The 13,181-nt window shown below is 38.6% G+C and carries 10 protein-coding genes; all 10 read left to right on the top strand.

Annotated elements, in window-relative coordinates:
- A complete protein-coding gene (locus GPK88_RS09680) occupies positions 1 to 459 on the top strand; it encodes a DUF3990 domain-containing protein (protein ID WP_118064813.1) in 459 nt (152 codons plus the stop codon).
- A complete protein-coding gene (locus GPK88_RS09675; protein WP_173762303.1) occupies positions 460 to 921 on the top strand; it encodes a hypothetical protein in 462 nt (153 codons plus the stop codon).
- Positions 922 to 1,181: 260 nt separating this feature from the next.
- Positions 1,182 to 2,099, top strand: a complete 918-nt coding sequence (locus tag GPK88_RS09670) for a DUF6602 domain-containing protein (RefSeq protein WP_173762302.1) — start codon at positions 1,182 to 1,184, stop codon at positions 2,097 to 2,099.
- 30 nt (positions 2,100 to 2,129) lie between these two features.
- On the top strand, positions 2,130 to 4,268 hold the full coding sequence (locus GPK88_RS09665) for a histidinol phosphatase (protein WP_173762301.1): 2,139 nt from the start codon (positions 2,130 to 2,132) through the stop codon (positions 4,266 to 4,268).
- A complete protein-coding gene (locus tag GPK88_RS09660; RefSeq protein ID WP_173762300.1) occupies positions 4,243 to 4,551 on the top strand; it encodes a hypothetical protein in 309 nt (102 codons plus the stop codon). The genes GPK88_RS09665 and GPK88_RS09660 overlap by 26 nt, the downstream gene beginning before the upstream one ends.
- A 98-nt stretch (positions 4,552 to 4,649) precedes the next feature.
- Positions 4,650 to 7,997, top strand: coding sequence for a DEAD/DEAH box helicase family protein (locus tag GPK88_RS09655; protein WP_173762299.1), 3,348 nt, complete (start codon positions 4,650 to 4,652; stop codon positions 7,995 to 7,997).
- Between the two features lie 542 nt (positions 7,998 to 8,539).
- Positions 8,540 to 9,934 carry a magnesium transporter gene (gene mgtE, locus GPK88_RS09650; protein ID WP_173762298.1) on the top strand — a complete coding sequence of 465 codons (1,395 nt, stop codon included), beginning with the start codon at positions 8,540 to 8,542 and terminating at the stop codon, positions 9,932 to 9,934.
- A 248-nt stretch (positions 9,935 to 10,182) separates the two neighbouring features.
- The gene (locus GPK88_RS09645) at positions 10,183 to 11,574 is read left to right on the top strand and encodes an alanine/glycine:cation symporter family protein (protein ID WP_015524707.1); all 1,392 of its coding nucleotides are present in this window, start codon (positions 10,183 to 10,185) and stop codon (positions 11,572 to 11,574) included.
- A gap of 135 nt (positions 11,575 to 11,709) precedes the next feature.
- Complete coding sequence (thrH, locus tag GPK88_RS09640) at positions 11,710 to 12,312, top strand: bifunctional phosphoserine phosphatase/homoserine phosphotransferase ThrH (protein ID WP_173762297.1); 603 nt, start codon at positions 11,710 to 11,712, stop codon at positions 12,310 to 12,312.
- A gap of 16 nt (positions 12,313 to 12,328) precedes the next feature.
- Positions 12,329 to 13,177 (top strand): alpha/beta hydrolase, encoded by an 849-nt coding sequence (locus GPK88_RS09635; protein ID WP_173762296.1) that lies wholly within the window; start codon positions 12,329 to 12,331, stop codon positions 13,175 to 13,177.
- Positions 13,178 to 13,181 lie beyond the last annotated feature (4 nt).

The raw sequence follows: 13,181 nt of genomic DNA, 5'->3' as shown, positions 1-13,181 counted from the left end.
ATGGCGATAATGACGGTGTACCATGGTGGATATCAGGCTGTAGAGAAACCGGAAATCAGAAAAGGTCGTAATACAAAAGATTTTGGAACTGGTTTTTACTGTACGATTATAAAAGAACAGGCTCAAAGATGGGCCAGGAGATATGATACGAAAGTTGTATCTGTCTATGATGTGCGTTTAAAATCGAATCTGAAAATAAAAGAATTCAAAGATATGACAGAAGAATGGTTGGATTTTATAATTGCATGTCGTAGTGGGAAAGACCATGAATATGATATTGTAATCGGTGCAATGGCAGACGATCAGATTTATAATTTTGTTTCTGATTACATGGACGGTACGATTACCAGAGAACAGTTCTGGGTTTTGGCAAAGTTCAAGTATCCAACTCATCAGATAGCATTTTGTTCCAAAGAATCATTGAAATGCCTGAAGTATAGAGATTGTGAGGTGCTATAAATGGCAGGAGAAGGACGTGAAAGCAAAAAAGATAACGATTTATTTTACACATGCAGCCTGATCGATTACATTGCCAGGAAAACAAAGAATACACGGGCAGATGTTGTAAATAAACTTGGAAAGCAGAGACTTGATAAAATTTATGATCTGGCAGATGTATATCATTGTGACAACATTGACAGAGTCAGTGCTGATTTTATCGAAGAAGCAGGAATACAAGAAGGAGATTTTGACAATGTGGGTGATTGTAAATACAGCATTCCATCACATTGGGACATTGGAAAAGTATATAAGCGGCTGATAAAAATGGTTGCTACAGATGAAAATATTGGGATCGTAGATGCTTTAATAAAAGTATACAATTCCTTTATCAGTGCAAAGATTGATGACTACAACAGCAGTGTATATTACGAAAATCCGTCATATATATTTGAATCGTATCGGGAAAACAGAATGCTATAAATGAAATAACAGAAAGATACTGGCGTAGCTTGAGACATAAAATAAAAAGTCAGTTATCAAGGAATTTTTGATAACTGTGGTTGATGAGGATAATTATAAAATAAAATGCTATGATTGCATTTGTACGAATTTATTGTTTGTTGAAATAATTTGTTTGGAAATAGATTTTGCATAAATAAAAAGTTAAATTGCAAAAGCGTTGGATAAAAAAATATATATAATGATTAAAATAAGTATAGCAGGAATGAAGGGAAACGAATATGAGTACTTCGACACATGATTTATTTGATTTTTTTAAAAAGGCAAATAGGAATATTTCAGATGAATATATGAGAATTTGTAGAAGAGTAAATGAAGATCCAGGAACTGCAGGGGATCAGGGTGAAGAAAACTGGAAAGAACTTTTGGAATCTTGGATTCCACCTTATTTTCAAATAGTTACAAAGGGAAGGATATTAAGTGATTCAGGGGAAACAAGTCCGCAAGTGGATGTGATTGTTTTATCACCAGATTATCCCAAAAGCTTGTTGAATTGTAAGGAATACTTATCTGGAGGAGTAGTGGCTGCATTTGAATGTAAAACTACATTAAGGCGTAAACATATTGGCGAATTTATAGAGCATTCAAAGAAGATAGAAAAATTAGCTATTAATGAGAATGGAACACCAAGAAAAGATTTGCAAAGCAAAATTTATTATGGATTATTGGCACATTCACATGAATGGAAAAAAGAAAATTCGAATCCGAAAGAAAATATTGAAAAATCTATTTGGGAATATAATGAAAAATATGTTACACATCCTAGGGAAATTCCAGATATCATATGTGTTGCTGACTTAGGAGTATGGAAATCTCAAAAGATGATAGTACCAAACTATGATAACGGTAAAGGATTAAAAGGAAATTATGTTATGAGTGGGTATATAGCATCAGATAATAAAGAAGAATTTTTTACTCCTGTGGGAGCATGTGTTTTTGATTTGCTTCAAAAGATTGCGTGGAGATATCCAAGCGCAAGAGATATTGTAACTTATATGAGAAAGTTAAATATTTTTAGTAGCGGTAGTGGGTATTCAAGACCATGGGAATGGAATGTATTATCGGAAGAAACACAAAAAAATATATACAAGTTAAAAAATGGTGGATTTTGGGATGAATGGGGTATGGTGATATATTAAAAAAATTTATACCTGAGATGGGAGGCAATTATGAGAATTGATTTACATTGTCACACAAAGAAGGTAAAAACAGGAGATGCGTATACAAGAAATGTTACCAAAGACAAATTTTTTCAAAAGATTATTGAAGCGAGGGTTGAAATTGTTGCAATAACAAATCACAATCAATTTGATTATGAGCAGTACAAAGAATTTAAAGATATTACGGCGGGAAATTGCGACATATGGCCGGGAATAGAACTTGATATTTTAGGAAAAGCAGACCAAAAGGGAAATCGTAAAAGAGGTCATTTGATAGTAATTGCTAATCCTAAAAATGTTGAGCTGTTTAATACTCAAGTACAAAAATTGATTAAAGATGAAGATGTAAATACATTTCAAATTAGTGTAAAAAAAGTGTATGAAGTCTTTGGAAAATGTGATTGTATTTATATACCACATTTTCATAAAGAACCCAAACTTTCAGATGAAGATATTCAGGAATTAGAGGAGTTATTACCCGATTCTAGTCGGTTATTTAAAGAAACATCTGATTATCGAAGTCTTGGAGTTTTTTCCAATTTTGATTATAGTGTTATTATAGGAAGTGATGTACAGGATTGGGACAAGTATGAAACTAGTAAGTTTGCGGATATAAGATTACCAGTACAAACATTTGAGCAATTTTGTTTGTTAGCGAAAAAAGATGTACAAATAATAGATACATTGCTCAATCAAAAACGAAAAAAGGAGATTCCTGTATCGCCATATAAAAGAGTAAACTTTAAATTACCTTTCTATGAAGATATTAATATTATTTTCGGTCAGAAGGGAACGGGAAAAACAGAAATTCTTGAATCTTTGAAGAAATATTATATTGAAAATGGAATCGTAATGGAAAGTTATAAAGGTAGTGAAAAAGATGTGGATTTTTCAAAAATGTTAAAGATTAATGATGTAATAGCTACACCTGAGAAGCTTCGATTGGATAGTATGGGACAACAGTTCTTTGACATTTATAGCTGGAAAGAGGCATTACCAACATCTTTTGAAAAATATATAAGTTGGATGGAAACAAAAGATAACAATAAAAATAAAGGGAGAATGAAAATAACAGAGTGCGTGCATATAGAGAAAGGAATATATGAGCGAAAACTTGAATTAGATTATAAATATTTGAAAGAATTCACAAAATCTACATTTCAAAAAATTGATATAGGAAAATATTTGGATGAGCAAGACAGTACAACTTTAATGTTGCTATTGGAAAAATTATGTGAAAATATAAATGATGCAATAATGCAAATGTGGAACAGTGATAAAAGCATTAAGCTTACAAACTGGAGCATTGATAAGATAAAAGCAATAGCGGATAAATGTTCTGATACAATATCTAAACCTAGCAGTGTGGGGTTTTATGATTTTGCTATAGAAAGGTTTAAGTTGTTTGAAAATGTGGAAGAAATATGTAGTGCATTTTCTGCTACGGACAAGGTTGAAAAAGAATATTTGGGAAACCTTGAGGAAAAAGGTGATATATACATTCAAACACGATACAGAATGTTAGCCAAAGAATCACGTACAGATGAATTTAAACAGGGAATAACTATATTAAGAAATTGTAAACATGTAATAGAGGGGATAAAGAAAGCTATCTTAGCGGAGAATATATCGGAAGAAGTATCAAAGTTTCAAGAGTTCTATGATGATGGAATTAAAGACATAGGCGCATTTATAGGAGTGTCTAAAGAAACAGCATTAGAAAATGGAGAAATTTACAAACCGTCTAATGGAGAACGTGGAATTCTATTGATGCAAAAGTTATTGGATTCAGAAAGTGATGTATATATTTTAGATGAACCGGAATTGGGAATGGGAAATTCATATATAACATCTAATATACTTCCCAAATTAACTGATCTTGCAAAAAGGAGAAAAACAGTAATTATAGCAACACATAATGCTAATATTGCAGTTGGTACGCTTCCGTATATTAGTATATTAAGAACTCATGAGAATGGAGTATATAAAACGTATGTTGGTAATCCTTTTTATGATGAACTTAGAAATATAGATGATGAAACAGACATTAAAAACTGGACTCAAGAAAGTATGCATACTCTTGAGGGCGGTAAAAATGCATTTTATGATAGGAAGGATATTTATGAATCAGGAAAGCAAAGTGATTAATGTATATTTGGAGAAAAGAGAAAACAAAGATTATTTAGTGTTTGGCTTTGAAGAAGTTGCAGAAGTATGTCTTAATGATGACGAAAGCCAAAATAATTTGAAAAGTATATTTGTAAAGTTACTTACAGAGATTACAAAGAATCCCGTTGAATTACAGTTTTTGGAAAAACCAGAATATAAAACAGGGTTATATATAGATGTGTGTAAAGAATATATAAAAGATTTAAATAAAGAGATTACGAATGTGAGAAAAAATATGCCAGAAAAACTAAAAATGCAGTGATGACAAAATACGGAAAAACCACACGGATACAGTGGAAAACCTGGAGTTTTCCTCATAAATCACACGAAAAATTGAAAGTAAAAGAGGGAGGTTTCACAATGGTAACAAACTTTGATTATTTAAAAAATGAATCAAAATTCTCTGCATTTGCAAATGTTGCCATATCTGCGGAGAAGATCATATTGGCAGATCCGGATGCGAGTATTCTTAACAGCCGGCGGGCTATGGAATTTGCTGTGAAATGGTTGTATTCTGTGGAGAACAGTTTGCAGATTCCGTACCAGGATAACCTTCACACTTTGATGAATACAGAGGAATTCAGACAGTTAGTGGGACCGGATCTTTGGAAAAGGATGGATTATATCCGCAGATGTGGAAATAGTGTGGCACATAGCAATAAAAAACCTGGCAGAGATGCAGCGATGCTCTGTCTTGAAAATCTGTCGATTTTTTTAGATTACGTTGCATATTGTTATGGAGAACAGTATCAGGAACATCCATTTGACAAATCGATTATTGATGGCAGAATTGAGAAGGCAAAGGCATCCAGGGAAACAGCCAGAAAAGCAAAGGAAACACTTCTGAAAGAACAAGAAAAAACTGCCCAGCAGGAACTGGATCTACAAAAACTGATGGCAGAAAATACTTTTCTCAGGGAAGAACTGTCCGCACGCCACGAGAAACAGCAGCAGACATATGTTCCGAAACCTCTGGATCTGTCTGAATATGAAACTAGAAAACTTTACATAGATTCCATGCTCATTGATGCAGGATGGACACAGGGAAAAGACTGGTTAAATGAGATGACTGTGACAGGAATGCCGAATAAATCAGGGATTGGACATATTGATTATGTTCTCTATGATGATATGAATAAACCTCTGGCAATTATAGAAGCAAAACGTACCTGCAAGGATATTGCTGAGGGCAGGCAGCAGGCGAAACTTTACGCAGATCTGCTGGAAAAGAAATATGAACGGCGTCCGGTAATTTTCCTTACCAATGGTTTTGAAACCCGGATCATAGACGGACAATATCCAGAAAGAAAATGTTCAGTTATTTATTCCAAACGGGATCTGGAGAAATGGTTTAACCTTTTGAGTATGCGGACAAGCCTCCAAAATATTTCTGTAGATAAAAAGATAGCAGACCGCTATTATCAGGAAGCCGCGATAAAAGCAGTATGCCAGAGCTTTGATGAAAAGAATCGGAGAAAAGCCCTGCTTGTTATGGCCACAGGTTCCGGAAAAACCAGAACAGTAATGGCTTTGTGCAAGGTACTGGTTGATGCGGGCTGGGTAAAGAATATACTTTTTCTGGCGGACAGAAATTCACTGGTAACACAGGCGAAAAGAAGTTTTGTAAACTGGATGCAGGATTTTTCCTGTACAAATCTGGTTGAAGAAAAGAATAATTATATGTCGCGATGTGTTTTCTCCACATATCAGACCATGATAAACTGTATTGATACGATAAATGACAAAGAAGGAAAAGTTTTTACCAGTGGTCATTTTGATCTGATCATTTGTGATGAAGCGCACAGATCCATTTATAATAAATATAAAGATATTTTTACATATTTTGATGCACTGCTTGTAGGACTTACCGCAACACCGAAAGATGAGATTGACAAAAATACATATGAAGTATTTGAACTGGCAAACGGAGATCCCACTTATGGATATGATCTGGCGCAGGCGGTTAAGGATGGATATCTGGTTGATTATCTTTCGGTGGAATCCAGGGTGAAATTTATTGATCAGGGAATTGTATATGATGAACTTTCAGAAGCAGATAAAGAAATCTATGAAAATACTTTTGAAGACGAAAATGGAAAGCTTCCGGAAGCGATAAATTCGGCTGCATTGAATACCTGGATTTTTAACGAAGATACCATTAAAAAAATTCTTCATGTCCTGATGAGAGATGGGATTAAAATTGAATACGGACAGAAGATTGGAAAAACAATTATTTTTGCGAAAAATCATGATCATGCGGAAAAAATTCTTGAGATTTTTAATAAGGAATATCCGCATTTAAAGAATTATGCTATGGTGATCGATAACAGAATGAAATATGCACAGAGTGCAATTGATGAGTTTTCAGATCCGAAAAAACTACCGCAGATCGCAATTTCTGTAGATATGTTAGATACCGGAATTGATGTACCTGAAGTTCTTAATCTTGTATTCTTTAAGAAAGTTATGAGTAAAGCAAAATTCTGGCAGATGATCGGACGAGGAACAAGACTATGTCCGGGATTGTTGGATGGGGAAGATAAGAAAAAGTTTTACATTTTTGATTTTTGTGGAAATTTTGAGTTTTTCCGAATGAATAAAGGAAAAGCAAGCGCAAATCTGATGGCGTTGCAAAGTGCAGTTTTTAATCTTCAGTTTGAGATTTCGTACAAGCTTCAGGATATTAAATATCAGACAGATAAATTAACTGCGTACAGGACTGCACTTGTAAAGCACATGACTGAAAAAGTAAAAGAGCTCCCAAGAGATAGTTTTACAGTTCGCCAACATTTGAAATATGTAGAATTATATTCAGAAGAGTCGAACTATCAGATGCTTACTTATGAAGATACTTTACTTGTACGGGAAGAGGTTGCACCCTTGATTTTGCCTGAAAGTGATGAAGTAACAGCAGTACGTTTTGATGCACTTATGTATGGAATAGAACTTGCATCTCTGGTTGGAAAGAAATATACAAGTGCGCGAAAAGATCTTTTAAAAAAGGTTTCCGGAATTGCCGGAGTGGCAAATATACCGGAGATTCAGGCACAGACAGAGCTGATCGATCAGATTTTGCATACAGATTATGTGGAAAATGCAGGAATTGATGAATTTGAAAATATCAGGAAAAATCTGAGAGATCTTATGAAGTATATTCCGGATAAGAGCAGGAATAAATATATGACCAATTTTACAGACGAAATTCTTTCAACGGAATGGAAAGAAGCAGAATTGGAAAACAATGATCTGGAAAATTACAAGGTACGAGTAGAATATTATGTCCGACAGCATCAGGATAACCATGTAATAGCTAAGCTGAAAAAGAATCAGTCACTTACAGAAAAAGATGTAGCTGAACTGGAAAAAATTCTCTGGAGCGAGCTTGGTACAAAAGAGGATTATGAAGCAGAATTTGGCAGAAAGCCATTGGGAGAATTTGTCAGAGAAATGGTAGGTCTTGATATGAATGCAGCAAAGGAAGCTTTTTCAAAGTATCTTGAGGATGTAAATCTGGACAGCAGGCAGATTTATTTTGTAAATCAAATCATTGAGTATATTGTTCATAATGGAATGATGAAGGATCTTTCTGTTTTGCTGGAATCTCCGTTTACGGATCGTGGAAGCATTTCGGAAATCTTTACAGATATGGGTGTTTGGCTTGGAATAAAAAAAGTCATTGATACGATCAACGCAAATGCTGCTGCATAAACATCCTCCTCTGTGAAGCATAAAAATTTACCCGGATTTACAATAAATTTAACCATAAATCCGGTTGACAAAACCCGGCCGGGAACGTTATAATGGCCGGGTTGATAAAAAGAATTAAGAAAAAAAGGCAGGTGAACAGAATGGACAGTTGTGATTCTCATGGGCGAAGTTGTAGCTCTCAGAGTGAAAGATGGAAAGAACAGAGCGGGATGAGACTGTTCCATTCTGTTTTAAGTGTACAGAATGTCTGTGAGAATATTATGTCTGTATATCAGAAGGATATATATGACAGGATATATAGGTGACACCAGAATCTGTACGGTATTATTACATTATAATTGTAGCAGGATTATAATAGATATCTTTTTCATTCTTCTCATTCTGAGAATCTTACAGTAAGGCGATCATGTATAAATTCATTTCGCTTTATAATCAAATCCCAAGGAAACACAATCGAAAATCAAACAGCACATAGACATGCTTTAACATGTCTGTTTTTGGTGTGCGTGTTTTGTGCGAAACTATGTGAGGAGGATGAGAAAATGACAAAAAGAAATCAGGATTTTTCAAAAGATATTCTGAGTCTGATCCGAAGCAGTGTTTCTCCGGCAGTTTTAAGTGAAAGGCTGCAGGATTTCCACGAAAACGATCTGGCGGAAGTATTAAGAAAATTAAGCACTGCGGAGCGCAGCAGACTATACCGTATCCTGGAAAGCAGTATGCTGGCAGATGTTTTTGAATATCTGGAGGAAGAAGAAACTGTACAATATCTGGAAGAGATGGATGTAAAAAAAGCGGCAGCCATTCTTTCCAAAATGGAAACCGATGCCCTGGCAGATGTTTTAAAGCAGATCGATAAAGAAAAACGCAAGCTTCTGATCCAGCTTCTGGATGAACAGGTGCGGAAAGATATTGAAATGATCCGCTCCTTTGATGAGGATGAGATCGGAAGCAGAATGACAACGAACTGCATTGTGATCCGTGAAAACCTGACCGTAAAGCAGGCCATGAGTGAGCTGGTTTCCCAGGCGGCAGATAATGATAATATTTCTACGATCTTTGCAGTGACGGACAGAGGGGAGTTTTATGGAGCCCTGGATCTGAAGGATCTGATCACAGCAAGACAGGACCACCCTATGGAAGAGCTGATCGTAACTTCCTATCCATATGTGTATGGTACTGAGCAGATCGACGACTGTATGGAACGGCTGAAGGATTATTCTGAAGATTCCATTCCTGTACTGGACGATGACAATCGTTTCCTTGGAGTGATCACATCCGCAGGGATCATCGATCTGGTAGACGATGAGATGGGAGAGGATTATGCAAAGCTGGCCGGTCTGACTGCAGAGGAAGATCTGAAAGAACCTCTTTTTGAAAGCATGAAAAAAAGAATGCCCTGGCTGATCGTTCTTCTGGGCCTTGGTATGGTGGTATCTTCTGTTGTGGGAATGTTTGAAAAAGTAGTTACTTGTCTGCCGATCATCATGTGCTTCCAATCGCTGATCCTGGATATGGCAGGAAATGTTGGAACTCAGTCCCTGGCTGTAACCATCCGTGTACTGATGGATGAGACGCTGACGGGCAGACAGAAAGCAGAGCTTGTGCTGAAGGAAATGCGGATCGGTCTTTGCAACGGTGGTCTGCTCGGTATTCTGTCTTTTGTACTGATCGGATTGTATATTTTCTTATTCAAAGGAAAAACACTCGTATTTGCCTATGCGGTATCCGGCTGTATCGGATTATCCCTGCTGGTGGCCATGCTGGTATCCAGTGCAGTGGGAACCTGCATACCGCTGTTTTTCAAAAAGGTTGGTGTGGACCCGGCAGTAGCCTCAGGTCCTCTAATCACTACGGTGAATGACCTTGTAGCCGTGATAACATACTATGGAATGAGCTGGATATTCCTGATCGAGATGTTCCACCTGGCTGGCTGAGAGTAAAATGCAGCTATGCTCATAAAAACAGACAGATACCAGAAATCTGTCGAATAACAGAAAAGTTACCAATACAAAAAAATTCCGGATCGAAAGATTCGGGATTTTTCTTTACATACAAACAGAAAGCTATTATAATGAAAGACACGCTTTGCCCGTTTAAAACGTTGCAGAAATAAATACAAACAACGGGCAGAAAAAGAGAACAAAACGATCACATGGGGTGATTGGGGAAAGGAAACAGTAACATGATAGTAACAATGATCGAAAAGGTCTATACATTTCTGTGGGGAGATCTGATAAGGATCCCGCTTCCGGGAGGAAGTACGCTGGGAATCTCACTTCTGATCCTGCTTCTGATTCCGACCGGTATCTATTTTACCATCAGGACAAAGCTTCTGCCGATCCGTCTTTTTCCGGATATGGTACGAGCCCTGTCAGAAAAGAAAAGTGACAAAAATAATCTTTCAGCATTTCAGACGCTGATCGTATCTACAGCTACCCGTGTGGGAATGGGAAACCTGGTCGGTGTGGTAGCTGCGATCTCGGCAGGAGGTGCAGGAGCGGTATTCTGGATGTGGATCACGGCGCTGATCGGTTCCTCCACTGCTTTTATCGAAGCAACCCTGGCACAGCTCTATAAAGAAAAGGATCCTCTTTACGGTGGATACAGGGGCGGTCCTGCCTACTATATCCATCGCTACTGGGAAGAAAAACAGGGCAGAAAACGAAAAAAGGTTCTGCTTTCCGTTCTGTTTGCCATTTCCGGCCTGATCTGCTGGTGTGGGATCAGTCAGGTTATCAGCAATTCCGTCACGGCGTCTTTCAAAAATGCTTTTGATATTCCGCCGCTGTATACTACCATTGTGCTGGTAGTGATCGCAGCTGTGATCGTGCTTCGGAAGAATGCAACGGTTAAAGTTCTGGATCTTCTGGTGCCGGTGATGGCAGTGCTTTATTTTGTGATCACGCTGTTTATTATATTTACAAATCTCGGAAGTATGCCGGGAGTATTTAAACGGATTTTTGAAGAAGCTTTCGGATTTCGTCAGGCTGTTGCCGGCGGATTTGGCGTCGTGCTGATGAACGGAGTAAAAAGAGGTCTTTTTTCCAATGAGGCGGGAAGCGGCTCCGCTCCCTGTGCAGCAGCGGCAGCAGAATGTGACAGTCCGGTAAAAGCCGGATTTGTCCAGGCCCTGGGTGTATTTGTGGATACGATCGTGATCTGCAGCTGTACAGCTATGATCATGCTTCTGGCCCCGGAAGATCTGGTACAGGGGCTTTCCGGAATGGAACTTCTTCAGACTGCCATGCATTATCATATGGGGCAGTTTGGAGTGATCTTTATTGCTGCAACACTGTTTATGTTCAGCTTTTCCACATTCCTGGGAATCCTGTTTTATGCAAGAGGCAATGTGGCTTATCTTTTTGGTGATAACTGGGGTTCACAGACAGGATATAAGGTGCTGGCACTGGTGATGCTGTTTATCGGTGGGATCGCGGCTTACACATTTGTATGGGATCTGGGAGATGTAGGAATCGGCCTGATGACGATCTTTAATATTTTCATGCTGTATCCTCTTGGGGAAAAAGCACTGAAAGAGCTGAAAATCTATGAATCGGAAAAGAAGAAAAAATAAAACTGTTTACAGACCTTGAGAGCATATGGTAATATCAGGGTAAAGCGCTAAAAGATTAAAGAGTTCTGACAGCCGGAAGAAGTCAGACTCTGTGAAATATCAACGGTAAGTTGGATCAAGAGGAGGATATGAAAGATGTATATTACATGTCTGGACGTAGAAGGTGTACTGGTACCGGAGATCTGGATCGCATTTGCAGAGGCAAGCGGAATCCCGGAGCTCAAGAGAACAACCCGTGATGAGCCGGATTATGATAAGCTGATGAACTGGAGACTTGGAATTCTGAAAGAACATGGTCTGGGACTGAAAGAGATCCAGGAGACTATTGCAAAGATCGATCCCCTTCCGGGAGCAAAGGAATTTCTAGATGAGCTGAGATCCTTTTCCCAGGTGATACTGATCAGTGATACCTTTACACAGTTTGCAACTCCACTGATGGAGAAGCTTGGACGGCCGACACTTTTCTGTAATTCCCTGGAAGTAGCAGAGAACGGAGAGATCACAGGCTTTAAGATGCGCTGTGAGAAATCCAAGCTGACAACTGTGAAGGCGCTGCAGTCCATGGGATTTGAGACTATCGCAAGCGGAGATTCCTACAATGATCTCGGAATGATCCAGGCAAGCAAAGCAGGCTTCCTTTTCCGCAGTACAGAACAGATCCGTGCAGATCATCCGGAAGTTCCTGCTTACGAAGAGTACGATGAACTTCTTGCAGCGATCAGGGAAGCAATGAAATGAAGAAGGGAAAGTCGGAATGATCAACGAAAGAATTGTGATCGAAGAAAAAACAAAGGACTATAATGAGGCATGGATAGAGACCTATTTCTGGCAGGAGTCGGAAGAACTCTATCCGGGACAGAAGCGTCCGGTCATAGTGATCTGTCCGGGCGGAGCTTATTGCATGACTTCAGACAGAGAGGCAGAAGCCATTGCTGTCCGGTTTATGGGAATGGGCTATCACGCAGTGGTGCTTCGTTACAGTGTGGCACCTGCCAGATATCCGGTGGCTCTCCGTCAGCTGGCAAAAACAGTAGCTCTTCTCAGAGAGAACAGCGATAAGTGGCATATTGAAAAGAATAAGATCATTGTGTCCGGCTTTTCAGCAGGTGGCCATCTGGCAGCTTCTCTGGGAGTATTCTGGAATACGGAGGAGCTTGCCGGAATCACGGGAATGGAAAACGAGAGGATCCGTCCCAATGGTATGATCCTGAATTATCCGGTGATCACTTCAGGGGAAGCTGGTCATGAAGAAAGCTTTCGAAATCTTCTGGGAGATCGTTATGAGGAGCTGAAAGATCGGATGTCTCTGGAATTTCAGGTTACGGAAGATACACCCAGAACCTTTATCTGGCATACCTTTGAGGATCAGACGGTGCTGCTGGATAATACACTTCTCTTTGTTCAGGCACTCTATAAAAAGGGCATTCCAGTGGAGTATCATGTTTTTCCGCAGGGACCCCATGGGATCGGCCTGGCAAATGAGCTGACTGCCAACGAAAACGGCAGAGGGATCGCAAGAGCCTGTGAACCATGGAGTGAGCTTGCAGGAAAATGGCTGAACCGAGAATTCCCATGGTGGAACGGGGCAAAGATCGAAAGATAATACG

The organism is Blautia sp. MCC269 (assembly GCF_018785655.1).
Classification (GTDB): Bacteria; Bacillota; Clostridia; order Lachnospirales; family Lachnospiraceae; genus Blautia_A.
Note: the sequence above shows the minus strand (reverse complement) of the source record. Positions and strands in the feature narration are given on the sequence as shown.

What these genes read in the sequence shown, in the direction of transcription:
- GPK88_RS09680 (WP_118064813.1), top strand. Translation starts at nt 1, where the DNA reads ATGGCGATAATGACGGTGTACCATGGTGGATATCAGGCTGTAGAGAAA.
- GPK88_RS09675 (WP_173762303.1), top strand. Translation starts at nt 460, where the DNA reads ATGGCAGGAGAAGGACGTGAAAGCAAAAAAGATAACGATTTATTTTAC.
- GPK88_RS09670 (WP_173762302.1), top strand. Translation starts at nt 1,182, where the DNA reads ATGAGTACTTCGACACATGATTTATTTGATTTTTTTAAAAAGGCAAAT.
- GPK88_RS09665 (WP_173762301.1), top strand. Translation starts at nt 2,130, where the DNA reads ATGAGAATTGATTTACATTGTCACACAAAGAAGGTAAAAACAGGAGAT.
- GPK88_RS09660 (WP_173762300.1), top strand. Translation starts at nt 4,243, where the DNA reads ATGAATCAGGAAAGCAAAGTGATTAATGTATATTTGGAGAAAAGAGAA.
- GPK88_RS09655 (WP_173762299.1), top strand. Translation starts at nt 4,650, where the DNA reads ATGGTAACAAACTTTGATTATTTAAAAAATGAATCAAAATTCTCTGCA.
- mgtE (WP_173762298.1), top strand. Translation starts at nt 8,540, where the DNA reads ATGACAAAAAGAAATCAGGATTTTTCAAAAGATATTCTGAGTCTGATC.
- GPK88_RS09645 (WP_015524707.1), top strand. Translation starts at nt 10,183, where the DNA reads ATGATAGTAACAATGATCGAAAAGGTCTATACATTTCTGTGGGGAGAT.
- thrH (WP_173762297.1), top strand. Translation starts at nt 11,710, where the DNA reads ATGTATATTACATGTCTGGACGTAGAAGGTGTACTGGTACCGGAGATC.
- GPK88_RS09635 (WP_173762296.1), top strand. Translation starts at nt 12,329, where the DNA reads ATGATCAACGAAAGAATTGTGATCGAAGAAAAAACAAAGGACTATAAT.